Genomic DNA, 26,084 nt, shown 5'->3' with positions numbered 1-26,084 from the left:
TCCCCCGCTGCGCGGCTGGTCATCGAGCCGTTCCCCCTTCGTGGTCGTTGCTGTCGGTGTCCTCGGGCGCCGTGTCGGCCGTGGTCGTGGCCGGGGCACCCTCAGGTACGGCTGGATCGGCGCCGGTGTTCGACCGGGCGGCGGTACGGGCCGCCGCGGTGCCCGACTGGAGGGCGCCGAGGGCGGCGGCGGACTCCTCGGGACGCCGTGCGCGGCGCGGTGGGGCAGGGGCGGCGGCGGGGCCGGCCGCAGCCGTGGTCCGGCCGCGGCGCCGCCGCTGGGGGAGACCGCCGCTGTCGCGCGGGCCGTTGTGGCCGGACGCCGGGGCGTCGTCACCGGGGCCCTGCTCCGCGCCGTAGCCGTGATCGGCGCCCGCGGTGGCGAGCGGTGCGGGCGTGCGGGGCCCGGCGGCCGCCGCGGAACCGGAACCGGGCCCGGACCGGGACGGCGCGGTGACGGCGGCGGGTCGGGACGCGGGCTGCGCGCCGGACGCGCCGGGCTCCGGGCTGTGGGACGCGCTGCGCTCAGGACCGTGGGACGTGCCGGGCCCCGGACCGTGAGAGGCTCCGGGATTGCTTCCCGCCGCCTCCCGCCGGGTCGAACGCGGCGCACTGGCCGCCGGGGGCACCGCCTCGGGGTCGACCCGGGTCAGCAGGTGGCTGTCGATCCGCAGCACCGCCCGCACCCCGCCGTACGGCGACGGTGACGACAGGTCCACGCCCAGATCGAACTGCCGCGTCAGCTGGCCGATGGCCGCGAGCCCCATGCGCGGCGGATCCCCCAGTTCGGTCAGCAGGATCGGATCCGAACCGGCGACCATCCGCTGGGCCCGGGCCCGCTCGTCCTGCGTCATGCCCAGACCGGCGTCGTCGACGGTGACGCAGACGCCGTGGTGAACCGCCTCGAGATGGACCACGACGTCGGTGTCGGGCGCGGAATGGCGCAACGCGTTGTCGAGGAGCTCGGCGACGATGATGGCGACCGGCTCGACGGCGTGGGACACCAGGCCGGTACCGGGCGCGAGGTGGTTGCCGACCCGGACGCGCCGGTAGCCGGCGAGCCGGGCCTGGCCGCCCGTCACCGCGTCCACGAGGTGGGACTCCTCCCGGGCGAGACCCACCCAGGCTCCGCACACCACCGCGGCGATCTGCGCACGCCGCAGCGACTGCTCGTTCTCGTGGTCCAGCTCGAACAGGGTCTGCGCCAACTCGGGGTCGTCGTAACGCTGCTGCAGTCCCCGCAGAGCGTCCTGCAGCCGGTACAGCGCCGCCTGGATCTCCCGGGTGGCCCCGCGCATCCCGGCCTGTGCCGCCGCGTCGATCCGGGTGCGCTGCGCGGCCAGTTCGGCGTGCAGCCCCTTCAACACCTGCTCCAGGGCGGATCCCAGGGGCGAGCCGGCCAGCTGCGGGCTGAGCGGGCCGGGCACGGTGATGTGGGAGTGTGCCGCCTGCCGGGCCGCGGCGGGCACCCGCCGTGCCGCCAGATGCTCCACCTCGGAGATGAACGCCCGTGTGGTGCCGTCGAGCTGGGCCCTGAGTGCGGCCGACTTCGCGCGCTGCGCGGCCAGGTGCCGCCGGGAGCGCAGCAGCCCGCCGCCGAGGGCGAACGCGGACAGTGTGCCGAGAGCGAGGGCGCCGACGGCCAGGTCCGGTACTTCGATCATCGAGTCGATTCCAGGAGGGAGTCGGGCAGGGCTGGGTCCGAGGTGCTCAGGCGAGCCACCCGCAGCACAGTACACACCGTCATCGACCGGTCTCGCACGGTGGAGTGCCACTTCGTTCCGAAAGTGATCGGTGTCTGTGGGCTTCCGGGTCAACTGTCTGAATTGCCCTACAGGGGAGGGGAGTTGGCGGTGCGTGGGGGTCTGACCGTGGGGTCCGGCCGCTGTGACCGGACGGTCGCAGCGCGCGACGAACGCGGGCTGTGTGCGCGTGGGGAGGGCGGGTACCCGTCCGGCGCCTGAAGAGGTCCGCTCCGCGAGAAGGAGGCCCGCATGAGCAGTGGATCGGAGACCGGCGGTGTGACCGGTACGCAGGACAAGGACTACAACCTCATCTGGTACGTCGAGGCGTGCCTGAGCAACGCCCTGCGCCTGGAGAGCTACATCCAGGACGCGGAGCGCGCCAAGGACACCGAGGTCGCGGATCTGTTCCGCAAGGCCCAGGCGGACAGCCGCAAGGGCGCCGAACTGGGCAAGGGGCTGCTGCGCGCACGCCTCGACGGAGGCTGAGGCTCACCGGCCCTCGAGGGCCCGGACCCCGGGCGGATTCGGGCCCTTTCCCGTGCCGTCCGCAATCTTCCCGTGTCGTCCGGCGCCTTTCCCTTGTCAGAGCCCGAAGACCCCGCAGACCCGTTCGGTCAGCTCGTCCTCCGTCATCGTGCCGTCCACCGTGAGCGCGGGCAGCCCCAGACGGATGGTCTCCTCCCGCAGCCGCTCGGTGAACAGGGCGTCCCGCGCGGCCAGGTTGCGGTCCGCCCGGTCAGGATCGCCGGTCAGGTGCGTGAACCCCGCCCCCGCTGTGGCGCGACGCGTGAACGCGGCCCGGCGGAACTCGGGTGTGGGCAGCAGCCAGACCGCGTGTCCGGGTTCGGTGAGCAGCGGCTGCACCAAGTGCGGCAGCAGCCGGAACCCCTCGACGACCACCGGCGTGTCGCGGGGCAGTCGCGCGAGATCCTCGACGATCAGACCGAAGCCCTCGCCCTGGAACCAGTGGAAGGTCTCCAGCATGGTCCGGGGGGACCGGTCGACCCACCGCTCGTCCATGTCCATGGCCAGGAACGCGTGCAGCAAGGGCGCCTCCTCGGCGGTGGTCCGGCGCGCGTGATCCGCCATCACGTCGTCGGTCGCGTACAGACGCCAGCCGTGCCGGTCGGCGAGCCGGCGGGCGACGGTGGATTTGCCCGCGCCGCTGCCCCCTCCGAGCCAGTAGACGTGCCGCATCCCTCTCCTCTCGTGAGTGACCTCGTCCCCCCGGGTACCCGGCCCGTCCCGCCAGGACCGGCCGGGCGCCGCTCGCGGCACAGGCCCGGCCGGCGGCGGCCACGAGCCGAAGGAGCCCACACCCATGACGGACGTATCCGGTACCGGCCCCGCTCCGGGCGACGACCGCGAGGTTCTCACCGATCGCCAGGGCCATCAGGTCCACGACAACCAGAACCAGCGCACGGTCGGTGCCCGCGGCCCGGCCACACTGGAGAACTACCAGTTCCTGGAGAAGATCAGCCACTTCGACCGGGAACGCATCCCCGAGCGCGTCGTGCACGCGCGCGGCGTCACCGCCTACGGCCACTTCGAGGCCTACGGCACCTGGGGCGACGAGCCGATCAGCCGCTACACCCGGGCCAAGCTGTTCCAGGAGCGCGGCAGGCGCACGGACGTGGCCGTCCGCTTCTCCACCGTGATCGGCGGGCGCGACTCCTCCGAGGCCGCCCGCGACCCGCGTGGATTCGCCGTCAAGTTCTACACCGAGGACGGCAACTGGGACCTGGTCGGCAACAACCTGGGCGTCTTCTTCATCCGCGACGCCATCAAGTTCCCGGACGTCATCCACGCCCTCAAGCCCGACCCGGTGACCTTCGAGCAGCAGCCGAACCGCATCTTCGACTTCATGTCGCAGACCCCCGAGGCCATGCACATGCTGGTCAACCTGTTCAGCCCGCGGGGCATCCCCGCCGACTACCGCCACATGCAGGGCTTCGGCGTCAACACGTACAAGTGGGTCGACGCCGAGGGCGGCACCAAGCTCGTCAAGTACCACTGGATGCCCCGGCAGGGCGTGCGGAGCATGACCGAGGAGGACGCCGCCAACGTCCAGGCCGACACCCTGGGTCACGCCACCAAGGACCTGTACGAGGCGGTCGCCCGTGGTGACCATCCGGAGTGGGAGCTGCTCGTCCAGATGATGGACGACCACGACCACCCGGAGCTCGACTTCGACCCGCTGGACGACACCAAGACCTGGCCCGAGCAGGACTTCCCGCCCAAGCCGGTGGGCCGGATGGTGCTGGACCGCATGCCGAAGGGCTTCTTCGCCGAGAACGAGCAGATCTCCTTCGGCACCGGCGTCCTGGTCGACGGACTGGACTTCTCCGACGACAAGATGCTCGTCGGCCGGACCTTCTCCTACAGCGACACCCAGCGCTACCGGGTCGGCCCGAACTACCTGCAACTCCCCGTCAACCAGGCCAGGAACGCGGACGTGCGCACCAACCAGCGCGACGGCCAGATGGCGTACCACGTGGACGGCGGGGGAGAGAACCCGCAGGTCAACTACGAGCCGTCCCTCACCGGCGGCCTGCGCGAGGCCCGCTACCCGACCCACGACGAGCAGGGGCCCGAGATCACCGGGCGGCTCACTCGCAAGCGCATCCCGCGCACCAACGACTACCTCCAGGCCGGTCAGCGCTATCTGCTGCTGGAGGGCTGGGAACGCGACGACCTGGTGAAGAACTTCATCGGTCAACTGTCCCGGTGCGACCGGGCGATCCAGGAGCGCATGGTCTGGCACTTCCTGCTGGTCGAGAACGACCTCGGTCTGCGGGTGGGTGAAGGACTGGGCATCGGCCCGCAGGACGTGGCCGGACTGGAGCCGCTGGCGAGCCAGGACCTCACGGACGAGGACCGCGAACGCCTCGCCGACCTCGGCAAGAACGAGCCGCGCGACGTGGAGGGCCTCACCATGACCCACTGCGTCCCCGACGAGCGGCACGTCGTGACCCGCTGACGGGTCACCCGGCCGCGGCCGAACGGGCCACCGCGAGGGCCTGTTCCGCGTAGCCCCGGCCGAACAGCACGGCGTGCACCAGCAGCGGGAAAAGCTGGTGCACGCCGACACGCGCCGCCCAGCCGTCCGCGAGCGGCGCGACCTCCTGGTAGCCCTCGAGCACCTGCTCCAGACAGGGACAGCCGAACAGCCGCAGCATCGCGAGGTCCGTCTCCCGGTGCCCGCCGTGCGCGGCCGGGTCGATGAGCCGGACCCCTCCGTCGGCCGCCCACAGCACATTGCCGCTCCACAGGTCGCCGTGCAGCCGCGCGGGCGGCTCCGCCGGTCCCGCCAGCTCCGGCAGCCGCTCGCACAGCCGCTCCACGACGGCCGCCTCACCGGACCGGAGCGTGCCCTCGTCGACCGCCCGCCGCAGATACGGCAGCACACGCTGCCCGGCGTACCAGCGCGGCCAGTCGGTGCCGGGTTCGTTGCGCATCGGCGCGAGCCCGATGTACGCGTCCACGGGGCCGCCCGGCGGCGCCGCCCCGAACGCCGGCGCCCCGGCGGCGTGCAGCGTCGCGAGGTCCCGCCCGAACCTCACCGCCGCCTCGGGGTCCGGCCGCCCGTGCGGGACCCGGTCGACGACCAGCCAGCCCTCCTCGTGCCCGTGCACCGCCGGCACCCGCACGCTTGCGGCGGCGGCCAGCCACCGCAGCCCCGCCGCCTCGGCCCGGGCCGCCCCCGGCGCGTCGCACCGCTTGACGACCACGACCCGTCCGTCGTCCAGGGTGACTTCGGCGAGGGCCGCCGACAGCGGCCTTTCACCGCTGACCGCCCGCCCGGTGAGCCGGGCGACGACTTCCGAACGGACGGTCATGAGAGCTCCTTGTCAGTCCTGGGACCCGCGCTCCAGTGTGGATCTCCTGTGCGGTGCGGCGGTCCCCGGTGCCGGCGGCCGACACGGCCGCAGACCGGCCCCGTCCGGGCCCGCTCCCCGGGATTCCGGGACATTCGCCACCCGCCGGTCACGCGGGACGGTGAAATCCCGCCGCCGGGCGACAGAACCGGCCACCGCCGGGGGAGCAGTCGGGTCATGACGAGTTCACCGTTCCAGCGCACCATCGCCCTGCCGGCCCCCGTGTGCGAACAGGCCGCACAGCACCTGGAGCAGGCCGCGCACCGGGCCGTCGACGGAGCCGCGGTCCCGCTGAAGGCGTTCCGCGAGGCCGCCGACAACGACTTCACCCTGCCGGTCTCGGTCGTCGAACAGGCGGCGGCCTGCCTGCTGGTCCTGGCCACCGAGACCGCCCAGACGGTTCGCCCGTCCGCCCTGCGCGCCACCATCAGCGTCGCGTTGCGGCTGCGCGACGCCGTACAGCTGACCCATCAGCCCGCCCTCAGCAGCAGGTTCTGGTAGCCGGCCCCGGTTCCTCACGCTCCTCGGAAGGCGACCTCCACCTGCCGGTGGCGCAGCGCCTCCAGCGTGGCGTGCTGCCGCCCGGCCCGGTCGATGAGCTCGTCGAGCCGCCGTCGGTCCAGACGTTCGTCCGTGGCCGCCAGATCGCGCAGCGTCTCCCAGCCGGCCAGCTTGCCCTCCACCCCGAGCGCCAGGGCCTCCAGCTCCCACAGGGTGCTCAGCGGGGAACGCCGTATCAGGCTGCCGTTGCTCTTCAGCCGTCCCACCTGCTCGGCCGCCCGGCCCGCGTAGACCTTGTAGCGGCGCACCGGGACGTCCAGACGCCGCATGATGCTCAGCAGACTCGACCGGTCGTCGGCGATCTCGTCGGCGACCGGGGCCAGCGCGTCGGCGAGCGGCGAGCCGGCGCACGAGCGCAGCAGGTAGCGCACCCGCGCGGTCGCGGCGGTGGCACCGGCGAGATGGTCGTTGAGGTAGATGCCCAGCAGGGACATGTCGGTGGCCGGGGCACGCTGGGCGCCCGGCGAATCCGTCCGCTGTTCCGTCATGACGCGCCTCCTGTCGTACTCCGGCCCTGCTCCACGGTCACCGTCGTGGTGACCCGTACGAGACAGGGAGGGCGGGGTGTCGAGCCGGTCCCGAAGCGCACGGGGGGTTCGACCGGGGCGAGGGCGCCGAGGCTCTCGCCCTTGCGGGTGACGGTGGCCGAGGTGACCGGGTGCAGATCCCTGGCCCCGTACCACTGATGCCGTCCGGCCCGGGCGCCGGCGTGGGTGTGTGCCCCCAGCAGCAGGTGTGCGGGCCGGTCCCACAGCGCGATCCAGCCCGGGCGGGACGCGAGCCGCCCCGGGACCGCCCGCAGCGCCAGCCCCGGCAGGTTCCGGCGGCCGGTGGTGAAGCCCAGCCGGAACTGCGGGGACGTGACGGCCCAGTGCCTGCGGTCGGTGACGCGCACCTCGACCGGTGCGACCCGCACCTCGTCGAAGACGTACGTGGCGGCGACGAAGTCCGCCGTCTCGCGCGTGGGGGCCAGCAGCAGCCGGTGTCCGCCGGCCTCCTCGACCATCACGTCACTGAACGGCCCGAACGGCGAGCGGGGCCAGTGGCCGAGCACCACACGGGTGCCGGACGCCGTGCCGATCCCGGCGATCCAGCCGTCGAAACGCAGCGAGCGCACCGCCGACCGTGCGCCTGCGCGCCGCGCCGGACCTGCGGATTTCGACCCGTGGGAGAACACGCGGGCCGGGTGCCCGACGCCTCCCCGGCGAAACGGGCACCACCGCTGCGCACGGCGGCGCGGAGGGGGAGGAGGTACGCGGAGGGGGAGGAGGTGCAGGGGCGTGATGACTGGGGGCGGGACGGCGAGGCGCCGGCGGCGCGGCCGGGCTGTGGCGGGGCGTAAGCGGTGTGGCTGGTTTGTGGGGCGGTGGTTTGGCGGGGTGTGGGTGGTGTGGCTGGTTTGTGGGGCGGTGGCTTGGCGGCGCGTCGGCGGTGCGGCTGGGCTGTGGGGCCTCGGCGGTGTGACCGGTCTACGGGGCGGCGGCTTGGTGGGCGCAGGCCGGTGCGGCCGGTCTGTGGGGCCGGGCGGCGGCGACGTGCACGGACGACGTCCGGTGCGTCGGCGGTGTGGTCGAGGCCACGTCCCGGACGAGGTCCCGGTCACGTCGGGGGACGGTGAGCGGCGGTTACCGTCTACGACCAGATTCCCGCTCCCTCCCCCCCGGACGGCCCGGCAGTGCACGCAGACCTCTCCCCTGTCATCGCGGCGACCGCCCAGTGGCTGATCCGCGCCTTCCCCGCCTCCGGCGGCGCGCTCGCCTCCGCCCTGTGCGAGGTCCAGGCCCGGCAGGCCGTGACGGCCGCCGCCCGGCTCAGGTACCCGACGGCGATGGACGCCGCCCTGCTCGGGGTGTCCGGCCCCGGCGGCTCCGGGCGGCTCGACTGGGTCACCGGCGCCGACGCCGCCCTCGGCGACGACCTGGACGCGCAGGCCTGGCGAACCTGGGTCGACGAGGTCGTGGCCAGTTGGGCGGCCTGCCTGCTCACCGATCCGGAACTGGCGGACCGGGCGGTGGCCGCGCTCGCCGACGGCAGCCGCACAGCCGGCGCACCCGCCGAGTTCCGCCGGCTCCTCGCCCCCGACGACAGTGACCGCGACGCCGCGGCCCTGCTGCGCCACCCCGACCTGCTCGCCCCCGTCGCCGGCCTGCACCAGGAGCAACTCCTGGACCGCCTGAACCCGGGCCGCGCGCTGATCGCCTGACACCGGGTGCAACGCGCTGACCTGTGAGAACAGCGTCCCGTCACGCCTCTCACCCTCCGTCACTCACCGGTTTGCCGTAGGCGGCCGTGCCGTGCCCGCACGGTCGGCGGACGCTGAGCGTGGGCTCGACGGTCCCCCTGGCGGCCCCACCCCCCGGCCGGGGCACGACCGTCGTGCCGCGCGCCGCCGCCGACGGAGGAGACACCCCACATGACCACCGCCCTCTCACAGAACTGGGAGCACGCCGTCGTCACCGGTGGTGCCGGGTTCGTCGGCTCTCACCTGTGCGCCGCCCTCCTGAACGCGGGCGCGGCCGTCACCTGCGTCGACGACTTCAGCACCGGCCGGCCCGAGAACATATCGGCGCTGCTCGAACGCCCCGGTTTCACGCTCGTCCAGGCCGACGTGACCGAGGGCCTGCGGATCAGGCGGCGTCCGGACCTCGTCCTGCACTTCGCCTCCCCGGCGTCCCGCGCGGACTACCTGCGCCTCCCGCTGCACACCCTGGAGACCGGCAGCCTCGGCACCCGCAACGTTCTGGAGCTCGCACACTCCAACCGGGCGCGTTTCGTCCTCGCCTCGACCTCCGAGGTCTACGGCGACCCCCAGCAGAACCCCCAGGACGAGCGCTACTGGGGCAACGTCAACCCCGTGGGGCCGCGCAGCGTCTACGACGAGGCCAAACGCTTCGGCGAGGCGCTGACCACCGCTCACACCGACGCCGAGGGCACCGACACCTGCATCGTGCGGCTGTTCAACACCTACGGCCCCCGGATGCGCGGCCACGACGGGCGCGCGGTACCGACCTTCGTACGGCAGGCCCTGGCCGGCGAGCCCCTCACCGTGACCGGCGACGGTCGCCAGACCCGGTCGCTGTGCTACGTCGACGACACCGTGCGCGGCATCCTCGGCGCCGCCGCCCACGGCATGCGCGGCCCGGTCAACATCGGAAACCCGACCGAGATCACCATGCTCGACCTGGCGCGCCTGGTCGTCGAACTCGCCGACTCGCCCTCAGACATCCGCTACATCGAACGCCCGGTGGACGACCCGGCCGTGTGCTGCCCGGACATCACGCTGGCCCGCGACAAGCTCGGCTGGGAACCGCAGGTGCGTGTGGAGGAGGGGCTGCGGCGCACGATCGCCTGGTTCCGTGAGGCCGCCATCGAGGCGTGAACCCCGGGCAGCCCACACCATCGCGTCCGGTGTCCCGACCGCCGAAAGGCCCGCCTTCCCCATGCGCATCCTCGGAATCAACGCCCTCTTCCACGACCCCGCCGCCGCCCTGGTGATCGACGGACGGACCGTCGCCGCCGCGGAGGAGGAGCGCTTCTCCCGGCGCAAGCACGGCAAGAGACCCCTGCCGTTCTCCGCCTGGGAACTGCCCGAGCGGGCCGCCGCCTGGTGCCTGGCACGGGCCGGACTGCGCCCGCAGGACCTCGACGCGGTCACCTACTCCTTCGACTCCCGACTCGCCCGTCCGGCCGAGGACATGGGCCTGGACGACCCCTGGGACCACCTGAGGCTGACGTACGCCCGCGAGGCACCCGGCTTCCTGACGACCGCCCTGCCCGGGCTCGACCCCGGCAGCGTCCGCTTCGTGCCGCACCACATGGCCCACGCCGCCTCCAGCGCCTTCGCCGCACCGGATGCCCGGAACTCCTCCGTCCTCGTCCTCGACGGCCGTGGCGAACGCGCCTCCCACCTGGCCGCGCGCCGCGTGGGCGACCGCCTGGAGGCGCTGCACGCGCAGGACCTGCCGCACTCCCTCGGTCTGGTCTACGAGGACCTCACCGAGCACCTCGGCTTCCTTCGCTCCTTTGACGGCTCACCGGGCTGCCCGTGGTCGTCAACACCAGCCTCAACACCGCCGGCGGGCCATGGCCGACGACCCGCGCGACGCCCTGGAGTGCTTCGGCTCCTCGCCCGTCGACCTGCTGGCCATCGGCCCGTACGCGATCCGGCGCGGCGACCTCTTCCGACCCGACCCCCGCAGCGACGACGCCGGAGGCCCCCGATGACCGAACCCGAAGCCCTGAGGGGCGACGCCTCGTACGCCGTCGTGATCCCGACGCTCGGCCGGCCCAGCCTGGGCGCCTGCCTGCGCGCCCTCGCCGCGGCGAGCGGGCCGGGTCCCGTCCGGGTGGTCCTCGTCGACGACCGGCCCGCCACCGGCGGCGTCCCCCTCACCGCGGACGTCCCACCGTCCCTGCGCGCACGCACCATCGTCGTCCCCGGCGGCGCGCGCGGACCCGCCGCCGCACGCAACCTCGGCTGGCGGGCCGCCGGGGACGTGCCCTGGATCGTCTTCCTCGACGACGACGTCGTCCCCGGGCCCACCTGGGGCGACGACCTGACCCTCGACCTGGCGGCGGCGACCGAGCGCACGGCCGGGATCACCGCCCGGATCGAGGTCCCCCTGCCGGTCGACCGGCGGCCCACGGACTGGGAACGCAACACGGCCGGACTCGCCGCCGCCCGCTGGATCACCGCCGACATGGCGTACCGCCGGGCGGCGCTGACGGCCGTCGGCGGATTCGACGAACGCTTCCGCCGGGCCTTCCGGGAGGACGCCGACCTGGCCCTGCGCATGCTCGACGCCGACTGGGCGCTCACGGTCGGCCGGCGCACCACCACCCACCCCGTGCGGCGGGCCGGACGCTGGATCTCCCTCCGGCTCCAGGCCGGCAACGCCGATGACGTACTGATGACCCGGCTGCACGGCCGCCACTGGTGGCGCCGGGCGGAGGCACACCGCGGGCGCCTTCCCCTGCACCTGGCGGTGACCGGAGCGGGAGTGACGGCCCTCGGCTGCGCCCTGCTCGGCCGGCACCGTGCCGCCGCCGCGTGCGCCGCTGCCTGGCTGGCCGGTACCGCCGAGTTCGCCCTCGCCCGCATCCTGCCCGGGCCGGGCACCCGCGACGAGGTGCTCACCATGACGGTGACCAGCGCGCTCGTCCCACCCGCGGCGACCTGGCACTGGCTGCGCGGGCGGGTCACCCACCGCAAGGCCCGGCGGTACGCCCCGTTCGGGAACGGTGAGCCGGCGCCCGCGCCCCGCTCCGCGGCCAGGGAACGGCTGCGGTCATGACGGCGCCGGCACCCGGCGGCTGAGGGAGACGCTCACGGCGGGCCGCTTCGACCGCGCACTGGTGCTGGTGTCGTACCACCAGAGCCCGCTGCCGGCCGCCCTGCTGCTGAAGCTGGCCGGGATCGGAGGGACCGCCGCCGACTGCGAGGACTCCCCGGGAGCGCTGCTCGACCACCGGCACCGCAGGAGACCACACCGTCACGAGGCCCTGGCCGCCCTCGACCTGGCCCGCGCCGAGGGCTTCGCGCTCCCGTCAGGCGACGACGGCCGGCTGCGCGTCCTGCCGCCGCCGAGCACCGGCCACCTCACCGGCCCCGGACCGTACGTCGTGCTCCACCCCGGTGCGGCCGTGCCCGCCCGGACCTGGACGCCCGGCCGGGCGGCACGGGCCGTGGCCGCCCTGTCCGAGGCGGGACACCGCGTCGTGGTCACGGGCGGGAGCGCCGACGGGGCCGGGTCGGGGCGGTCTTCTTGGCCTTGCGCACCTTGTCGCCCAGCTCGTTGAGCGTGTCCATCGGACAGGCCTGCCGCAGCCGCGGGAAGAGGTTGCCCTCCTCGTCGGCGATGTGCGAGCGGATCTCACTCATCAGCATGCCCGCCAGCCGGTCGAAGTCGGCGTCGCCGGGGCCGCAGCCCTCCAGATCCTTCATGATCTGCTCGGCCGTGGCGTGGTCCTTCAGTTCCTGGTCGGCGAGGGCGTCCCCACCCGCCACGTGCTCGCGCACGGCCGGGTAGAGATAGGCCTCCTCGGCCACGGAATGCCGTACGAGTTCCATCGTGACCTGGTCGGCGTACACCTTGCGGTCCCGGTGGCCGGACGGCAGTGCCTCGATCTTGCCGAACAGCTCCTCGACCTCGCGGTGATCGGTCACCAGCTCCTCGATGACGTTTCCTCCGTGTCCCATGTCCTTCACCTTCAGCGTGCGGGTCCCCCCGGCCCCAGGGGGTTAACGTGCCGTGCCGCGGCGGGCACCGCCGGCTCATCCGGGGAGCTTGGCCCGGACCCGCCCGGCCGCGGCGGCCGGCCGCGCGGTGGCCCGCACGGAACGGCGCACCAGACCCGCGTCGCGCCGCAGCCCCCGGGCGGCGTGGGCGCCGCGCCAGACCAGCGAGGGGCGGGCACCGGTGTCGTCGGCGGCGATCAGCAGCCCGCCGAGCATGGACATGTTCTTGAAGAAGTGGATGCGCTGCTGCGCCCGCTCCTCGGGGTCCTGCGCCTCCCAGAAACGGTGCCCCGCCAGGGTGGTCGGCACCAGCGTGGCGGCGATGGCCAGCGCGGCCGGACGCGGCACACGTCCCGTGGCCAGCATCAGCCCCGCCGCGACCTGTACGGCGCCGCTGAGCCGTACGACCTGCTCGGTGCGGTCCGGCAGGGCCGGGACGCGCTCGGTGACCGGTTGGACGACAGGCTCGGCGGCGTCGGCGACCTGCTCCGGGGCACGGACGGAGTTCATACCGCCCGTGAGGAACATCGAGGCCAGCAAGGGGCGGCCGAGCACACGCAACAGACTCATGGCCCTCTCCAGGGAGTCGGATGGGTACAGCGCTCGCCGGGTTCCCCAGCCGGAGCCGAACCACTCACACCGCCCGGTGCCGCGCCCATGCCTCCTCGCGCAGCGACCCGGACAGCAGGACGTCGGCGGCGGTGCACGCGAGTGCCTCGGTCGCCGCGATCAGCACCTCGCGGGCCCGGGGCGAGGCGGCCGCCTCGGCGAACTGCGGGGTGTGGCCGGAGCCGTCCTCGCCCATGATCGCGACGAAGGGTTCGATGGCGGGGACCCGTGTGCTGACGTCGATGTCCGCAAGCTCGGCCTGAGCGGCATGCAGGCCGTGGAGTGACTACGCGAGCACCGCCACGTGGACCTCGGCGGGTCGGACAGCCGCCGGGTCAGTGCCTCGGTCACCCACGCGGACGACGACGAGACCGAGGAAGTCCTGCTGGGTGCGCTGCGCGCCCTCGTCGAGCACGCGGACTCGGTCGAGCGGCGTTCGCCGGTCCGGCTGCCCGAGCCCTCGGCACTGGAGCTGGAACAGGCCATGCTGCCGCGCGAGGCGTTCTTCGCCCCGGTGGAGCACGTGCCCGCCGAGCGGGCCGCGGGCCGTATCGCCGCGGAGACGATCAGTCCGTACCCGCCGGGCGTCCCCGTGGTGGCACCCGGCGAGGTCGTCACCGACGCGGTGCTGGACTATCTGCGCAGCGGTGCCGAGCACGGGGTCCTGATCCCGGACGCGGCCGATGCGTCGGTGCAGACGCTTCGGGTCGTGGCGCGCGAAGCGACCCCTCGCGGGTGAGATGCCGAAGCAGTGGGAGACGATGCTGTGCCTTCCGAGGAACCGACCGGCGTCCCGAGTGCAGGCAGCGAAGGGCCGGGCCCCTTCGCTCGGTACGCCGGCCGGCGCTCCGGTGGGACCGGACGCACCAGCACGTGCACACCATCGCCTGGTTCCGTCACCCCAAAGCCGGGCCGATGTACTTCCACGGCGCGCCCCAGGGCCAGCCGGCGCTCCCGGGCTTCCGGTCCGGCGCCGGCACGGCGCTCGCCACCGTCCGCACCCGCCGCTTGCGCGCCCACGACCCGTTCGTCGCGACCGCGTACGTGCCGCTCGCCGAGGACCGGCCGGGCCGGTCAGGCGCCGGCGTGTGCCGCGCCGGCGCCGGACAGCCCTGACTCCTCGTCACACCCGCTGCCACAGGGCAGGGGTGTCGGCAGGCGCCCACGGACCCTGGGCCTGGTGGCTCTGCAGACACTGGTAGCGCACACCCGCGTGCGTGACCACGGCCCCGGGCTCGTAGACCCGGCCGGCGGCCCACGTATCGGCGGCGTTGTCCTGCGGCGCCGAGGTCTCCGCCCCGGTGGTTCTCAGGGTGAGGCCGAACTCGCTGAGCAGCGGGTTGATCGGCTGGTAGAGGGTCGTGCCGCCGGTCCTGCAGTCGCCGGAGCCGCCGGACGTCACCCCCTGCGCCTGCACGCCCGAGACGTACGGCCCGCCGGAGTCGCCCGGTTCGGCGCACACGGTCGTCTGGGTCAGCCCGTCCACCCTGCCCTCGGCGTAACTGACACTCGTGTCGTGCTGCTCGACCGTGCCGCAGTGCCATCCCGTGGTGGAGCCCGAGCGGCAGATCGCCGCGCCGACCAGCGCCTGGACCGACCCGGCGATCCCGACCGTCTGCCCGCCCGCGCCCTTCACGTTCGGCGTGGCCTTCCAGGGGTCGATCACGGCCACCCACGACATGTCCTCGCCGGGGAAGACGGAGGCCTGGAACGTGCCCTGGTCCGCGTTGTTGTGTCCGGTCGTCCTGGCGCCCCGCTTGCCGCAGTGACCGGCCGAGGCGAAGCCCTCCTGCTCGCCCTTGGTGACGGAGAAGCCGACGGAGCAGCGGGCGGCGCCGTCGATGTAGTAGGCGTCTCCGCCGGTGACGTCCTCCATGAGCCGCGGCCGGTTCGCCGTGACCCGTACGCTCACGCTCTCGCCGTCGAGGCCTGCGGCCCGCACGAACGCCGCGGCCGCCGTCTTGCTCGCGGCTTCCACCCCGACACGGTTCGCCGGGATGTCCACGTACCACAGGGGTGTCTCGCGGGTGCCGACCCGGGCGGCGGCCGCGTCCAGCTTCTGCTTGGCGGCCCGCAGATCGCGCAGCGTCTTCTTCACGACGGCCGCCTTCGCGCCCTGCGCCTTGATGGCGGGCACGTCCGCGGCGTCCGTGGTCGCCACCATGAGTTCCTGCGAGGTCGTGCCGCGCAGCCAGGCCCCGGCGAAGCGGTCGCCCAGGGCGTTGCGCAGCCGTCCCGCCCGGGCGCCCGCCTCCGCCTCGTTGACCAGCCGCCGGGACGCCTGCGCCGGGGTCAGCCCGAGGTCGCGCTCGAGAGCGCGCAGCACCGGGGCCGACGGCCGGTCGGCGCCGAGGGTCTGGGCGGCCGAGGGCACGGGGCCCGCCGCGGGGGCCGGTTGGGCCGCGACGGCGGGGATCCCGGTGGCGGCGAGCGCGCCGAGCGCGGTCAGGGCCACCCGGCGACCGGTCACGGCATGTCTGTGGACCATACGATGTGTCTCCTTCGAGCAAGGTGCCCGGTAACAGCGATCATGGTGGAGCTTGCGCAAGGCCTTGCCGCTACGGCCCGCGGTGATGTTCCGGGCCGCCACGGTTCGCGCTTTGGTGCCGGGAAGGGCGCCATGTGCAGTACGGGACGGGGCCGGAGGACGGGGGCGGGCGCTCAGGCGGACTGCAGGCCCTGCGATCCCACCTCGGTGACGAAGGACGCGGTCGTCGAGACGCCGCCCCCGGGCGTGGTGATGGACGGGACGGTCCGGAAGTCCACCCGGGCGTTCTCACGGCCCAGCTCGACCCGGACGTAGCCGCGCCGGCCGTCGAAGTGCTTCATGTGCGGGTTGGCCTTCATGTACGTGTCCCAGTCGCCCGGCTTCTCGGTGCCGTCCCCGCCGCTGGCGACGGAGGTGCAGGTGAACTCCGTGCCGACCGTCCTGGACGCCGGGTCGTCGAAGTTCTCCTTGATGTCGAAGGCGTAACCGACGTGGACGTCCCCGGTGAGCACCATCCAGTTGTCGACGCCCGCCGCCTTGGCACCGGCCATGACGCGGTCGCGGGAGGCCCGGTAACCGTCCCAGGCGTCCATGGAGACCCGGGCGGGTTCGGCCAGGTCGAACTTCCGCTGGGAGAAGCACACCTGCTGGGGCAGCACGTGCCACAGCGCGCTCGACTTCCGCCAGCCGTCCAGCAGCCAGCACTCCTGATCGGCACCGGTGAGGGTGCGGGCCGGATCGTCCGACTCGGGGCCCGGCGCGTGCGGGCGGTCGTCGAAGGCCTGGTCGGAGCGGTACTGGCGGGTGTCGAGAATGTCGAACTGCGCGAGTGAGCCCCAGGCCAGCCGGCGGTACAGCCGGGCATCGGGCCGGTTGGGCAACTGCGCGGCGCGCAGCGGCTGGTTCTCCCAGTAGGCCCGGTAGGCTGCGGCCCGTCGCGACAGGAACTCCTCCGGTGGGCTGCCCTTCTCGTCGTGGGCACCCGCGTAATTGTTCTCCGACTCGTGGTCGTCCCAGGTGAGGACGAACGGGTGCCGGGCGTGCGCGGCCTGCAGGTCCGGGTCGCTCTTGTACAGCGCGTAGCGCAGCCGGTAGTCCGCGAGGGTGGTCGCCTCGCGGTTGAACATGTCCGGCAGTGTGCGGTCGGTGTAGCGGCGGGCCCCGCCGGCGGAGTCCACGGCGTACTCGTACAGGTAGTCGCCGAGGAAGAAGACCACGTCGACGTCCTCCTGTGCCAGATGCCGGTGGGCGGTGTAGTACCCGTCCCGGTAGTCCTGGCAGGCGACGGCGGCCAGGCGCAGCGTGTCGGTGTCGGTTCCCGGAGCCGGGGCGGTACGGGTGTGGCCCACGGGGCTGATCCAGGTGCCCGCGCGGAACCGGTAGTAGTACTCGCGGCCCGGCCGCAGGCCCTTGACGTCGACGCGCACGCTGTGGGCGTACTCGGGGTGGGCGGTGGCCGTGCCCTCCTGCTCGACGATGACGAACCACTCGTCCAGGGCCACTTCCCAGCAGACCTCGACCCGCTCCTGGCCGAGGCCGCCGTCCTCGGCGAACGGCTGGGGCGCGAGCCGTGTCCACAGGAGCACCGAGCCCGGCAGAGGGTCCCCCGAGGCCACGCCGAGGGTGAACGGGTTGACGGTGATCCGGGCCGCGTCGAGTTCGGGGGCGGCGGTGGCGCCGCGGGCGGGCCGATTGGTGGTGAACGCGAGCATCGTGGCGGCTGCCGCGACGGTCAGGAAGCGACGGCGGGCGAGGTGCGGCGCCGCGCTGCGCAGTTCGGCGTCGTGCGGGGAGGAAGCATGCTCGGTGAGCGTCTTGTGACGGCTCGTCAGCGCCATCTGATGTCCTCTCGTACGGGGCATGCGCGCCCCGGGCGGACGCGTGGGGACATCGCCGATGTGCGGAGCGCGGAGTTCGCACGCTAAACAGGCAAAATGCCTGAAACGGGCGCGACGTGCGGGGGGTTCACACCACAGGCGGTACCCGAGCGGCTTTGCGCGCCGGTGGAGGGCAACAGAAAGCGCCGCCGGCGAAACGCCGACGGCGGAAGGGGGAGAGAAGGGGGAAGGGCCCGCTCAGCGGGCCCGTTGGGCGGCGCCGGTCGCGGCGGGCTCCCGGACCGGCAGGTGGTAGACATGGAAGGCCCGTCCGATGACCGGCTGGGCGACGTTGCGCACCCGCACGCCTCCGCTCGTCAAGCCGTGCTCGGTGCCGGCATGCGCGTGCCCGTGCACCGCGAGGTCGGCGCCGGCGGTGTCGATCGCCTCGGCCAGCAGATAGCTGCCCAGGAACGGATAGATCTCCAGCGGTTCGCCCGCGAGGGTGTCCGCCACGGGGGAGTAGTGGGTCAGGGCGATCCGCGCGTCACAGCCCTCTTCGGCCAGTCGCTCCAGTGCGCTCCGCAGCCCGTCGGCGCTCCGGCGGGAGTACCGGACGAACTCCTTCATCACCGGCTCGCCGAACTCCCCGGCGCAGCGGCCGACGAAGCCGCCGCCGAACCCCTTGGTCCCGGCGACTCCGATCCGCGCCCCGCCGCTCTCGACGATCGTCGCCTGTCCCTCCAGGGCATGGACGCCGGCGTCCCGGAGGATGGCCATGACCTCGTCCGGGCGGTCGTCGTGGTGGTCGTGGTTGCCGAGCACGGCGACGACCGGAACGGCCAGGTTCTGGACCTCCCGGGCCACCACCCGCATCTCCTCGGGCGTGCCGTGCCGGGTGAGGTCCCCGGCCAGCAGCAGGAGGTCGGCGCATTCGGGCAGGGTCTCGAAGGCGGGGCGGAGCACGCCCTGGCTGCCGGGCCCCATGTGGATGTCTCCGACGGCTGCGATGCGGATCATGAGAGTTCCTCCGCGTGGTCGGGGGAGGTCGCCTCGGTGACCACGAGGTCGCTGTGCACGGGGAATCCGGCGAGCTCCTCGTGGACGGTGCGCAGGATCTCGTCACGGCAGGGCGCCGAGGGCACGGCGCCGGTGAGCAGTACCGACCCGCCGCAGGCCTCGACCCGTACGCCCAGTTCGCCGAGCTCGCCGGAGGCGAGGCGGTCCTGGAGGTGGGCGATGCGGTAGTCCAGGTTCTCGGCCGGCGGCCCGCCGCCCGGGTCCTGGGGACCGTGGGTGCTCATGGGCGCTCCTTCAGATGACGTTCAGACGCTCCAGGAGGAAGAAGAAGGCCGCGGGCATGGGCTCGTCCCCGCACTCGCGCCGAACCCTCTCCCAGTCGACCTTCTCCCGCAGGGCGCGTGCGATGGGCAGGGCCGCCCCGAAGTCACAGTGGTGCTCCGAGAACGCGGCGGTCAGGCTCCACAGCAGATCGGTCGGGGCCAGCACCGGCATGCGTACCGAGTCGACCGGCAACTCCTCCGCCCGCTCCAGCATGTCCGCGCCGACGGGCCGGTGCGCCAGTTCGAAGATGATGTCGACCGGCTGGCCGAAGCAGGTGGCTTTGATGAGCCAGTCCTCCGGCGGGGTGTAGACCGTCAGTCCGGCTTCGTGGAGCGTGGCCGCCACCGCTTCCGCGTCCTCGGGGCGGATCGCGAAGTCGACGTCGTGCTGCAGGTTCTTCTCGCCGCCGTGGGCGTACGCGGCCACGCTGCCGGCCAGCGCGAACAGGTGCCCCTTGCGCTTCAGCAGGGCGCCGACCTGCTTCGCCGCTTCCAGGAGCGCCTGGTTGCGGTCCTGGGGGAGTTCCTGCAGCGGCTGGTCCGCCTGCGGGTCCTGTGGTGGCGCGGGCTCGGCACCGTCCGGTGCCGTCCGGAGGTCGGGGATCCCCGGTCGCCGGACGAGCGTCGCGTCATCACCGTTCTGCGTCATGAGCACTCCTTCGCCGAACCGGACACTCCGCTCCCGTGCGGTGTCCGGACCCGAGACGGCCTGTGTGCCTGCACTGGGTACCCGGCGTTCCCGACCCGACACGGACGGCTTCCGCGCTCCGGCGGCGAGACAGTCCTCTGGCATGCGGCCGGCCAGGACCGGACGTGTCGGCCGCACAAGACCGACGGCGCGGCCGAACAATACAAGCGCATACCTTTACAAAAGCGGAATATAGGGCGAAAGACGGGAAAACCGGATCGCACCGTTGGGCAACGCGCTTGTGGAGGTCGCCATGAACCAGGAGACATCACGTTCGTCCGATCTTCCGCAGCCGTTGCGGGCCGTGGCCTCGGGCCTGCGGCACCTGCCGGGCGCGGAGCGGGTGGGCAGGGCGGCCACGGACGCGCTCGACAGGATCGGCGCGGTCTCGCCGCGCGGCCGCCGGATGGCCGTCTACGCCGGCGCCGGGGTGCTCGGCGTGGCCGGAGTGGTGGAGTGGCCGGTGGCGGTGACCGGGGCGGCCGTCGCCTGGCTGACCCGGCCGCGGCCCGGAGAGCAGTCCGACGGCACGTCGCCGAACGGCGGAACACGCACCGGCACACCGGGCGACCGCCGCTCCGGTGACACCGCCCCGCAGGACGAGGACACCTCCGCGTACGGCCCCGGCGGCAAGCTGGCCTCCTCCCACTACCGGCAGGAGCGGCCGGAGCAGCACGTCCGCGAACAGCCCGCCAAGGTCGGTGACACCGCCACCGCCTCCGCCCTGAAGCAGGTCGCCGAGGCCACGGCGCACCACGGCGAGGAGCAGCCTCACGGGCACGACAGCCGCTCCACCGGCTGAACCGGGGCGACCGCAGATGCTCACAGCCTTCGACATCACCCCGCTGGTCGGGGCCGTGGCCGGGGCCGCCGCGGGCGCCGCCCGCGGCACCGCCCGGTCCGTGACGTCCGCCTACGACACCACGCGCCGCGTCCGCAACGTCGCACGCAACGCCCTGACCGGCGGACAGCACTGGACGGCCGGGCAGCGCCTCCACCTCGCGCTGCGGCACCCCGACGGCGACACCGGGACACTCGCCCACCGGGTCGCCGAGGAACTGGTCGAGCACCCGGACGTCCTCACGGCGTACTGGGACGGAGGACTGAGCCGTCTGGTGGTCACCGTGGCCGAGGACGCCGCCACCGACCGCGTCACCGAGCGGGCCACCGCCCTCGCCACCCGCCTGGGCCTCGCCGAGGGCGTCGACCCGAACCTCCGGGACACCAGCCACCCCGGCGACCCCGCCGAGGTGCGCGTCACCGCGGCGGCGATCCTGCTGGACGCCGCCGGCGCGGCCGGTGCCCTGGCCGGCCGGTCGCTGCGGCTGCCGCCCACCTCGCGGGTCGTCACCGCCACGGTCACGCTCCTGCGCGAGAACCCCCGCTTCCGGGCCCTGCTCCGGCAGCGGTTCGGCACATCCGGCATGGAAGTCGTCCTCGCCGCCGCCAACGCCGCCGCCCACGGCATCGGCCAGACCCCGCTGGCCCTCGTGCTGGACGGCATCCTGCGCGGCAACCAGCTCACGGAGGCGGTGGCCAGGGCCGCGACCTTCGAGGCGCTGCACGACGACGTCTGCCACCACCGGCGCACCAGCGTGGCCTGCCCCGAGGACGCCCGGCCGCCCCTCAAGGTGACCCCCGCCGCCGCGTACGCCTCCCACGCCAGCACGGGCAGCCTCGCCGGCGCCGCCGCCACCCTCCTCGTCACGCACAGCGCCCGGGACGCCGCCGAAGCCGTGCTCGCCGGCTCCCCCAAGGCGGCCCGCTACGGACCGGCCGCCTTCGGCGCGACCCTCGGCACCTTCCTCGCCCACGACGGAATCCTGCTGCGCAACGGAGAGCGCCTGCGGCAGCTGGAGATCGCCGACGCCCTCGTCCTGCACGCCGACGCCCTGCGCAGCCTGCGGCAGGACGAGACCGACGACGGCCTGCCCGACGACCCGGTCCACCCCTTCGCCGAGGCCGTCCTGGACGCCGCCCGCCGTGCCGGGCTGCACGTCGTGATCGCGGGCGGCTCCGACCTGAAGGACATCACCCGGCTCGCCGACGAGGTCGCCCCGAGCGCCGAGCCGTTCGCTGACGTCGTACGCGCCCTGCAGGCCGAGGGGCGGGTCGTCGTGACCGTCGCCCGCCTGGACGAGTCCGGCGAAGGAGAACTCGCGGCCGGGCTGCCCGCCGGTGACGTGGCCATCGCCCTCACCGACGGACGGGCGGCCGTCTCCTGGGGCGTCGACGTGCTGGCCCCGCGAGGCCTCGCCGACGTGTGGCGGCTGCTCACGGCGATCCCCGCGGCTCGGCGCGTCGGACGCCGGTCGCAGACCCTGGCCCGCGCCGGAGCGGCCCTCTCCGGGCTCCTGGTCGCCCGCGGTGGACAGCCCCCGGGCCGCCACCTGCTGTGGCCGCTCACCCGGCACGCCCCCGTCAACATCGCCGCTGCCAACGCCCTGCTCACCGGCTGGTTCGAGGCCGTCCGCGTCGCCCGGGCCACCCCGCCCCCGCCCCGGCTGCACATCCCCTGGCACGCCCTCGAACCCCACGAGGCCCGCGACCGGCTGACCCGCGCCGACCAGGACGGCGAGCCCCGGGGCCTCTCCCTCCTCGCCGACCGCTCCCGGCGGCAGGCCCGGCGTCTGACCCGGCACCCGGCCGTCGCCCCCGCCCGCTGGACGTGGCAGGCGGCCGGTGCCGTACGCCGCGAACTCGACGACCCGCTGACCCCCGTCCTCGCCACGGGCGCCGTCGCCTCGGCGCTCCTCGGCTCGGTCGTCGACGCGCTGCTCGTCGTCGGCGCCATGGACCTCAACGCCGTGACCGGCGGACTCCAGCGGCTGCGCGCCGAACAGGCCCTGGCCCGGCTCGCCGCCCGGCAGCAGCCCAAGGCCCGCAAACAGGACAGCCGCAGGCACACGGTCACCGTCGACGCCGCCCGGCTGCGGCCCGGCGACGAGATCAGTCTCGGCGCCGGCGACGTCGTACCCGCCGACGCCCGGCTGCTGGAGGCCGACGGCCTGGAGGTCGACGAGTCGGCGCTCACCGGCGAGTCCCTGCCGGTGACCAAGACCGTCGACGCCACCCCCGGCCTGCCGGTGGCCCAGCGCACCTGCATGGTCTTCGAGGGGACCACCGTCGTGGCCGGACGGGCCACCGCCCTCGTCGTGAACACCGGCGACCAGACCGAGGCGGGCCGGGCCGTCACCCTCGCCGCCCGCACCCCGCCCCCCGCCGGCGTCCAGGCCCGGCTCCAGGAACTGACCCGCAAGGCCCTGCCGGTGACCTTCACCGGCGGCGCCGCCGTGACCGGGCTGTCGCTCCTGCGCGGCAGCCCCGTCCGGCGCGCCGTCAGCGGCGGTGTCGCGGTCGCGGTCGCCGCCGTGCCCGAAGGCCTTCCGCTCGTCGCCACCGTCGCGCAGATGGCGGCGGCCCGCCGGCTGTCCCGCCGCGGCGTCCTGGTCCGTACCCCGCGCACCCTGGAGGCGCTCGGCCGGGTCGACACCGTCTGCTTCGACAAGACCGGCACCCTCACCGAGAACAGACTGCGCATGGTCCGCGTCGCCACCGCCGACGGCACCGTCCTCGCCACGGACGACGGACGGGCCGCGTCGATCGTGCGGCTGGCCGCGCGCGCCTGCCCCCAGGAGGAGACCGGTCAGGGCCGCCGCGTCGCCCACGCCACCGACGAGGCCGTCCTCGACGTGGCCCCGCCCGACCCGGACTGGGCGCCCACCGGCGAGCTGCCCTTCGAGACCCGCCGGGGCTACGCCGCCGCGGTGGGCCGCGACGGCGCCCCGGACATGGGCGAACTCCTCGTCGTCAAGGGCGCCCCCGAGACGATCCTGCCCGCCTGCCGGGACCTGCCCGGCCACGCCTCGGACACCGCCCACGAGCTGGCGGGGCAGGGGCTGCGCGTCCTCGCCGTCGCCCGCCGCCCCTGCCGGTCCGACGAGGCCGAGGCCGAACTCGACGCGCCGCTCGCGGACCTGGAGTTCAGCGGTTTCGTCGCCCTCGCGGACGTCCCGCGCGACACCTCGCACGCCCTGCTCGCGGAACTGCGCCGCTCCGGCATCCTGCCCGTCATGCTCACCGGCGACCACCCGGAGACCGCCCGCGCCATCGCCCTGCAGCTGGGCTGGCCGGAGGAGACCGAGGCGGTGACCGGCGACGAGCTCGTCGCCATGGGACGCCGCGAACGCGTGCGGGTCCTGCGCGGCGCGGGCGTCGTCGCCCGGGTCGCGCCCGAGCAGAAGCTGCACGTCGTGGAGGCCCTGCAACAGGCCGGACGGGTCGTGGCGATGGCCGGTGACGGCGCCAACGACGCCGCCGCCATCCGCGCGGCCGACGTCGGGGTCGGCGTCGAGTCACGCGGCTCGGCGGCCGCCCGCAACGCCGCCGACCTCGTGCTCACCACCGGTGATCTGTCCGTCCTCGTGGACGCGGTCGCCGAGGGCCGTGCCCTGTGGCGCAGCGTCGCCGACGCGGTGAGCATCCTCATCGGCGGCAACGCCGGTGAAGTCGGCTTCAGCGTCCTCGGCACCCTGCTCGCCGGGGCGTCCCCTCTGTCGACCCGTCAGCTGCTGCTGGTCAACCTGCTCACCGACATGTTCCCGGCCATGGCCGTGGCGGTCACGCCCAGCAGCGACCCCTCCACCGCGGAGCACGCCGCGACCGGCCCGATGGGTCTCGACGTCCTCGGGGCGCCCCTGCTGCGCTCCATCCGCCGCCGCGGCATCACCACCTGCCTCGGCGCGGTCACGGCGTACCTCATCGGCCGCCTCACCCCCGGCACCGAACGCCGTTCGACCACCATGGCCCTGTGCGGTGTGGTCGGCGCCCAGCTGGTGCAGACCCTCTCCGGGCGGCGCCACAGCAGACTGGTGTGGGTGACGGCCCTCGGCTCGGCCGCCGTCCTCGCGGCCCTCGTCCAGACCCCCGGCGTCAGTCACTTCTTCGGCTGCACCCCGCTCGGGCCCGTGGCCTGGGCCGGAGTCGCCCTGGCCATCGCCCTGTCGGCCCTGGCACCCCGCCTCGAACGGCTCCGGGCCGTCCACGCCCTCTACGACGCCGCGGCGCAACTCGCCCTGCGCCTCAACGACCTGGTTCGCCATACCCGGCACCTCTTCCAGAGCGGGATCGCCGCCCCGGTGGCGACGTAGGGGCTCGCACGGGAGAGAGCACACGGCAGGAGGCCGCCACCACGAGCAGTGGTGGCGGCCTCCTCACTCCTGGTCAGACCTCGCCGCGCCAGGCGCCGGTCTCCGTCCCGCGCGCCTCCATGAACTGCTTGAACCGCTTCAGGTCACCGGAGACCTGCCGCTTCACGAAGCCCAGCTTGTCGCCGACCGTCTCGGCCACACCGCTGGGGTCGAAGTCCATCTGCAGCATGACCTTGGTCGTGTCGTCCTGGATGCGGTGGAAGGTCACCACACCGGCCTGCCGCGTCTCGCCGCCCACGGTGGTCCAGGCGACCCGCTCGTCCGGGACCTGCTCGGTGATCTCCGCGTCGAACTCCCGTGCCTGTCCGCCGACCTTCGTCACCCAGTGCGTGAGGGTGTCGGTGCGCTGCTCGATGCGCTCGACGCCGTCCATGAACTGGGGGAAGGACTCGAACTGCGTCCACTGGTTGTACGCGGTGTGCACCGGCACGCGGACCTCGATGGATTCCTCTACCTGCGACAAGGCGATACCTCCCTTTCTCGTACGTGAGCGGGGCGACGGGTACCAGATCTCGCGCCGCTCACTCATCGTCAGCGCAACTCGTCCGACCAGGTGTCTTTTCCGCTCTCGCTGGTACTCGGCCGGGAACTACGGACCGGGAGGTGATCGCCATGGAGGACACGCACCGCACGGCCCCCGCCGCTTCTCGCCCGGGGAGCGCGCCGGCGGCCGGTGACGAACCGGTGGGCGAGCTGGTGCAACGGGCCACCGAGCAACTGACCGACCTGGTGCGCGGCGAGATGCGCCTCGCGCAGGCGGAGATGACCGAGAAGGGCAAACGCTTCGGCAAGGGCGGCGGCCTGTTCGGCGGGGCCGGCGTACTCGGCTTCGTCACCCTGCAGGCCCTGGTGGCCACGGCGATCGCCGGCCTGGCCGTCCCGCTGCCGGTGTGGGCGGCGGCGCTGATCGTCACGGGCGTGCTGGCCGTCGCCACGGGCCTGACGGCGCTGGCCGGCCGCAAGGAAGTGCGCAGCGCCGCTCCGCCCGCCCCGCAGCAGACCATCGACAGCGTGAAGGCCGACGTGGCCGAGATCAAGGAGAGTGCACACCGATGACCCAGCCCCCGCACGACGAGCCGACCGCCCGCAGCCAGGAAGAGCTGCGCGAGCAGGTCGAGCACACCCGCCACGAACTGGGCGACACCGTCCAGGCCCTGGCGGACCGGGCCGATGTCAAGACCCGCGCCCGGGAGAAGGCCGTCGCGGTCAGGGAACAGGCCGGGGCGAAGGCCCAGGAGTGGAGCGGGCAGGCCCGGGCCAAGGCCGCGCATCTCGCCCACACCGTGGAGGAGAAGCTGCCCGAGCCGGTGAAGCAGAAGAGCGCCTCCGCGGCTCAGGGCGCCAAGGAGAAGGCCGCACAGGCCGAACAGCTCTGGCAGGACAAGGCCCCGCAGCCGGTGCGCGACCACCGGGCGGCCCTGCTCGCCGGCGCGGGCGCGCTCGCGGTGGCCGTCCTGCTGATCCGCCGTCGCGGAAACCGCTGAGCGACAGCGACACCGGGCCCCGTC

At 74.0% G+C, this 26,084-nt stretch carries 26 protein-coding genes and 1 pseudogene; 13 read left to right on the top strand and 14 right to left on the bottom strand.

All coding sequences use genetic code 11. From position 1 onward, the window contains the following. Positions 1–19: 19 nt before the first annotated feature. Positions 20–1,663: an ATP-binding protein gene (locus AB0937_RS36680; RefSeq protein WP_366718244.1), complete on the bottom strand. Its 1,644-nt coding sequence runs from the start codon at positions 1,661–1,663 to the stop codon at positions 20–22. Positions 1,664–1,993: 330 nt separating this feature from the next. Between AB0937_RS36680 and AB0937_RS36675 the strand changes: the two genes are divergently transcribed. After that, positions 1,994–2,230, top strand: a complete 237-nt coding sequence (locus AB0937_RS36675; RefSeq protein WP_184854429.1) for a hypothetical protein — start codon at positions 1,994–1,996, stop codon at positions 2,228–2,230. 96 nt (positions 2,231–2,326) lie between these two features. On the opposite strand, the gene AB0937_RS36670 is transcribed toward AB0937_RS36675, so the two are convergent. Then, positions 2,327–2,941, bottom strand: a complete 615-nt coding sequence (locus AB0937_RS36670; RefSeq protein ID WP_366718242.1) for a hypothetical protein — start codon at positions 2,939–2,941, stop codon at positions 2,327–2,329. Positions 2,942–3,065: 124 nt separating this feature from the next. Here AB0937_RS36670 and AB0937_RS36665 point away from each other — a divergent pair, with 124 nt between their 5' ends. Then, positions 3,066–4,724: a catalase gene (locus AB0937_RS36665; RefSeq protein WP_366718240.1), complete on the top strand. Its 1,659-nt coding sequence runs from the start codon at positions 3,066–3,068 to the stop codon at positions 4,722–4,724. Positions 4,725–4,728: 4 nt separating this feature from the next. Here the strand turns inward: AB0937_RS36665 and AB0937_RS36660 are convergent, their stop codons facing one another. Beyond that, entirely contained in the window at positions 4,729–5,583 is an 855-nt protein-coding gene (locus tag AB0937_RS36660) for a fructosamine kinase family protein (RefSeq protein WP_366718238.1), read from the bottom strand. Between the two features lie 216 nt (positions 5,584–5,799). Between AB0937_RS36660 and AB0937_RS36655 the strand changes: the two genes are divergently transcribed. Then, entirely contained in the window at positions 5,800–6,123 is a 324-nt protein-coding gene (locus AB0937_RS36655) for a hypothetical protein (protein WP_366718236.1), read from the top strand. Between the two features lie 14 nt (positions 6,124–6,137). On the opposite strand, the gene AB0937_RS36650 is transcribed toward AB0937_RS36655, so the two are convergent. Together AB0937_RS36650 and AB0937_RS36645 are read right to left on the bottom strand one after the other, a co-directional pair. After that, the gene (locus AB0937_RS36650) at positions 6,138–6,671 is read right to left on the bottom strand and encodes a hypothetical protein (RefSeq protein WP_366718234.1); all 534 of its coding nucleotides are present in this window, start codon (positions 6,669–6,671) and stop codon (positions 6,138–6,140) included. Further along, positions 6,668–7,300 (bottom strand): hypothetical protein, encoded by a 633-nt coding sequence (locus AB0937_RS36645; RefSeq protein ID WP_366718232.1) that lies wholly within the window; start codon positions 7,298–7,300, stop codon positions 6,668–6,670. Before AB0937_RS36645 ends, AB0937_RS36650 begins: the two co-directional genes overlap by 4 nt. A gap of 558 nt (positions 7,301–7,858) precedes the next feature. Here AB0937_RS36645 and AB0937_RS36640 point away from each other — a divergent pair. The 4 genes and pseudogenes from AB0937_RS36640 to AB0937_RS36625 form a co-directional block, all read left to right on the top strand. Continuing rightward, positions 7,859–8,386, top strand: a complete 528-nt coding sequence (locus tag AB0937_RS36640) for a hypothetical protein (RefSeq protein ID WP_366718230.1) — start codon at positions 7,859–7,861, stop codon at positions 8,384–8,386. A 210-nt stretch (positions 8,387–8,596) separates the two neighbouring features. Then, the gene (locus tag AB0937_RS36635; protein WP_366718228.1) at positions 8,597–9,562 is read left to right on the top strand and encodes an NAD-dependent epimerase/dehydratase family protein; all 966 of its coding nucleotides are present in this window, start codon (positions 8,597–8,599) and stop codon (positions 9,560–9,562) included. 61 nt (positions 9,563–9,623) lie between these two features. Next, entirely contained in the window at positions 9,624–11,477 is a 1,854-nt protein-coding gene (locus AB0937_RS36630) for a carbamoyltransferase N-terminal domain-containing protein (protein WP_366718226.1), read from the top strand. Positions 11,478–11,508: 31 nt separating this feature from the next. Then, a pseudogene (locus AB0937_RS36625) lies at positions 11,509–11,925 on the top strand (glycosyltransferase family 9 protein); the annotation flags it as partial. On the opposite strand, the gene AB0937_RS36620 reads toward AB0937_RS36625, so the two are convergent. The 3 genes from AB0937_RS36620 to AB0937_RS36610 all read right to left on the bottom strand — a co-directional run bounded on the left by AB0937_RS36620 (position 11,906) and on the right by AB0937_RS36610 (position 13,226). Next, a complete protein-coding gene (locus tag AB0937_RS36620) occupies positions 11,906–12,382 on the bottom strand; it encodes a hemerythrin domain-containing protein (RefSeq protein WP_366718224.1) in 477 nt (158 codons plus the stop codon). The pseudogene AB0937_RS36625 and the gene AB0937_RS36620 overlap by 20 nt on opposite strands. Before the next feature lie 75 nt (positions 12,383–12,457). Beyond that, complete coding sequence (locus AB0937_RS36615) at positions 12,458–12,991, bottom strand: DoxX family protein (RefSeq protein WP_366718222.1); 534 nt, start codon at positions 12,989–12,991, stop codon at positions 12,458–12,460. Between the two features lie 64 nt (positions 12,992–13,055). Beyond that, positions 13,056–13,226, bottom strand: coding sequence for a hypothetical protein (locus AB0937_RS36610; RefSeq protein WP_366718220.1), 171 nt, complete (start codon positions 13,224–13,226; stop codon positions 13,056–13,058). A 108-nt stretch (positions 13,227–13,334) separates the two neighbouring features. Here AB0937_RS36610 and AB0937_RS36605 point away from each other — a divergent pair, with 108 nt between their 5' ends. Continuing rightward, the gene (locus tag AB0937_RS36605) at positions 13,335–13,769 is read left to right on the top strand and encodes a hypothetical protein (protein WP_366718218.1); all 435 of its coding nucleotides are present in this window, start codon (positions 13,335–13,337) and stop codon (positions 13,767–13,769) included. A gap of 134 nt (positions 13,770–13,903) precedes the next feature. Continuing rightward, positions 13,904–14,146, top strand: coding sequence for a hypothetical protein (locus AB0937_RS36600; RefSeq protein WP_366718216.1), 243 nt, complete (start codon positions 13,904–13,906; stop codon positions 14,144–14,146). 7 nt (positions 14,147–14,153) lie between these two features. Here the strand turns inward: AB0937_RS36600 and AB0937_RS36595 are convergent, their stop codons facing one another. From AB0937_RS36595 to AB0937_RS36575, 5 genes are all read right to left on the bottom strand, one after another. Next, complete coding sequence (locus AB0937_RS36595; protein WP_366718210.1) at positions 14,154–15,518, bottom strand: carbohydrate-binding protein; 1,365 nt, start codon at positions 15,516–15,518, stop codon at positions 14,154–14,156. Positions 15,519–15,691: 173 nt separating this feature from the next. Then, positions 15,692–17,356: an alkaline phosphatase D family protein gene (locus AB0937_RS36590; RefSeq protein WP_366718208.1), complete on the bottom strand. Its 1,665-nt coding sequence runs from the start codon at positions 17,354–17,356 to the stop codon at positions 15,692–15,694. 237 nt (positions 17,357–17,593) lie between these two features. Then, positions 17,594–18,355, bottom strand: a complete 762-nt coding sequence (locus tag AB0937_RS36585) for a metallophosphoesterase (protein WP_366718206.1) — start codon at positions 18,353–18,355, stop codon at positions 17,594–17,596. Beyond that, positions 18,352–18,639, bottom strand: a complete 288-nt coding sequence (locus AB0937_RS36580; RefSeq protein ID WP_366718204.1) for a hypothetical protein — start codon at positions 18,637–18,639, stop codon at positions 18,352–18,354. The genes AB0937_RS36585 and AB0937_RS36580 overlap by 4 nt, the downstream gene beginning before the upstream one ends. Positions 18,640–18,649: 10 nt before the next feature. Beyond that, positions 18,650–19,327 carry a nucleotidyltransferase family protein gene (locus AB0937_RS36575; protein WP_366718202.1) on the bottom strand — a complete coding sequence of 226 codons (678 nt, stop codon included), beginning with the start codon at positions 19,325–19,327 and terminating at the stop codon, positions 18,650–18,652. A gap of 292 nt (positions 19,328–19,619) precedes the next feature. Between AB0937_RS36575 and AB0937_RS36570 the strand changes: the two genes are divergently transcribed. Both AB0937_RS36570 and AB0937_RS36565 read left to right on the top strand, forming a co-directional pair. Continuing rightward, positions 19,620–20,168 (top strand): hypothetical protein, encoded by a 549-nt coding sequence (locus AB0937_RS36570; protein ID WP_366718200.1) that lies wholly within the window; start codon positions 19,620–19,622, stop codon positions 20,166–20,168. A 16-nt stretch (positions 20,169–20,184) separates the two neighbouring features. Next, positions 20,185–24,516: a cation-translocating P-type ATPase gene (locus AB0937_RS36565; RefSeq protein ID WP_366718198.1), complete on the top strand. Its 4,332-nt coding sequence runs from the start codon at positions 20,185–20,187 to the stop codon at positions 24,514–24,516. Between the two features lie 73 nt (positions 24,517–24,589). On the opposite strand, the gene AB0937_RS36560 is transcribed toward AB0937_RS36565, so the two are convergent. Then, positions 24,590–25,039 (bottom strand): SRPBCC family protein, encoded by a 450-nt coding sequence (locus AB0937_RS36560; protein ID WP_366718196.1) that lies wholly within the window; start codon positions 25,037–25,039, stop codon positions 24,590–24,592. 221 nt (positions 25,040–25,260) lie between these two features. On the opposite strand from AB0937_RS36560, the gene AB0937_RS36555 reads away from it, so the two are divergent. Then, entirely contained in the window at positions 25,261–25,632 is a 372-nt protein-coding gene (locus AB0937_RS36555; RefSeq protein WP_366718300.1) for a phage holin family protein, read from the top strand. Beyond that, a complete protein-coding gene (locus tag AB0937_RS36550; RefSeq protein WP_366718194.1) occupies positions 25,629–26,060 on the top strand; it encodes a DUF3618 domain-containing protein in 432 nt (143 codons plus the stop codon). Before AB0937_RS36555 ends, AB0937_RS36550 begins: the two co-directional genes overlap by 4 nt. The last annotated feature ends 24 nt before the right edge of the window (positions 26,061–26,084 follow it).

Source organism: Streptomyces sp. NPDC047880, from assembly GCF_040706515.1.
In the GTDB taxonomy this organism is placed as follows: Bacteria; Actinomycetota; Actinomycetes; order Streptomycetales; family Streptomycetaceae; genus Streptomyces.
The sequence above is the reverse complement of the archived record's forward strand: the minus strand, read 5'-3'. Positions and strand labels throughout refer to the sequence as shown.

What these genes read in the sequence shown, in the direction of transcription:
- AB0937_RS36595 (WP_366718210.1), bottom strand. Translation starts at nt 15,518, where the DNA reads ATGGTCCACAGACATGCCGTGACCGGTCGCCGGGTGGCCCTGACCGCG.
- AB0937_RS36580 (WP_366718204.1), bottom strand. Translation starts at nt 18,639, where the DNA reads ATGAGCACCCACGGTCCCCAGGACCCGGGCGGCGGGCCGCCGGCCGAG.
- AB0937_RS36650 (WP_366718234.1), bottom strand. Translation starts at nt 6,671, where the DNA reads ATGACGGAACAGCGGACGGATTCGCCGGGCGCCCAGCGTGCCCCGGCC.
- AB0937_RS36565 (WP_366718198.1), top strand. Translation starts at nt 20,185, where the DNA reads ATGCTCACAGCCTTCGACATCACCCCGCTGGTCGGGGCCGTGGCCGGG.
- AB0937_RS36585 (WP_366718206.1), bottom strand. Translation starts at nt 18,355, where the DNA reads ATGATCCGCATCGCAGCCGTCGGAGACATCCACATGGGGCCCGGCAGC.
- AB0937_RS36620 (WP_366718224.1), bottom strand. Translation starts at nt 12,382, where the DNA reads ATGGGACACGGAGGAAACGTCATCGAGGAGCTGGTGACCGATCACCGC.
- AB0937_RS36610 (WP_366718220.1), bottom strand. Translation starts at nt 13,226, where the DNA reads ATGGGCGAGGACGGCTCCGGCCACACCCCGCAGTTCGCCGAGGCGGCC.
- AB0937_RS36590 (WP_366718208.1), bottom strand. Translation starts at nt 17,356, where the DNA reads ATGGCGCTGACGAGCCGTCACAAGACGCTCACCGAGCATGCTTCCTCC.
- AB0937_RS36635 (WP_366718228.1), top strand. Translation starts at nt 8,597, where the DNA reads ATGACCACCGCCCTCTCACAGAACTGGGAGCACGCCGTCGTCACCGGT.
- AB0937_RS36655 (WP_366718236.1), top strand. Translation starts at nt 5,800, where the DNA reads ATGACGAGTTCACCGTTCCAGCGCACCATCGCCCTGCCGGCCCCCGTG.
- AB0937_RS36630 (WP_366718226.1), top strand. Translation starts at nt 9,624, where the DNA reads ATGCGCATCCTCGGAATCAACGCCCTCTTCCACGACCCCGCCGCCGCC.
- AB0937_RS36575 (WP_366718202.1), bottom strand. Translation starts at nt 19,327, where the DNA reads ATGACGCAGAACGGTGATGACGCGACGCTCGTCCGGCGACCGGGGATC.
- AB0937_RS36550 (WP_366718194.1), top strand. Translation starts at nt 25,629, where the DNA reads ATGACCCAGCCCCCGCACGACGAGCCGACCGCCCGCAGCCAGGAAGAG.
- AB0937_RS36665 (WP_366718240.1), top strand. Translation starts at nt 3,066, where the DNA reads ATGACGGACGTATCCGGTACCGGCCCCGCTCCGGGCGACGACCGCGAG.
- AB0937_RS36675 (WP_184854429.1), top strand. Translation starts at nt 1,994, where the DNA reads ATGAGCAGTGGATCGGAGACCGGCGGTGTGACCGGTACGCAGGACAAG.
- AB0937_RS36680 (WP_366718244.1), bottom strand. Translation starts at nt 1,663, where the DNA reads ATGATCGAAGTACCGGACCTGGCCGTCGGCGCCCTCGCTCTCGGCACA.
- AB0937_RS36615 (WP_366718222.1), bottom strand. Translation starts at nt 12,991, where the DNA reads ATGAGTCTGTTGCGTGTGCTCGGCCGCCCCTTGCTGGCCTCGATGTTC.
- AB0937_RS36570 (WP_366718200.1), top strand. Translation starts at nt 19,620, where the DNA reads ATGAACCAGGAGACATCACGTTCGTCCGATCTTCCGCAGCCGTTGCGG.
- AB0937_RS36670 (WP_366718242.1), bottom strand. Translation starts at nt 2,941, where the DNA reads ATGCGGCACGTCTACTGGCTCGGAGGGGGCAGCGGCGCGGGCAAATCC.
- AB0937_RS36660 (WP_366718238.1), bottom strand. Translation starts at nt 5,583, where the DNA reads ATGACCGTCCGTTCGGAAGTCGTCGCCCGGCTCACCGGGCGGGCGGTC.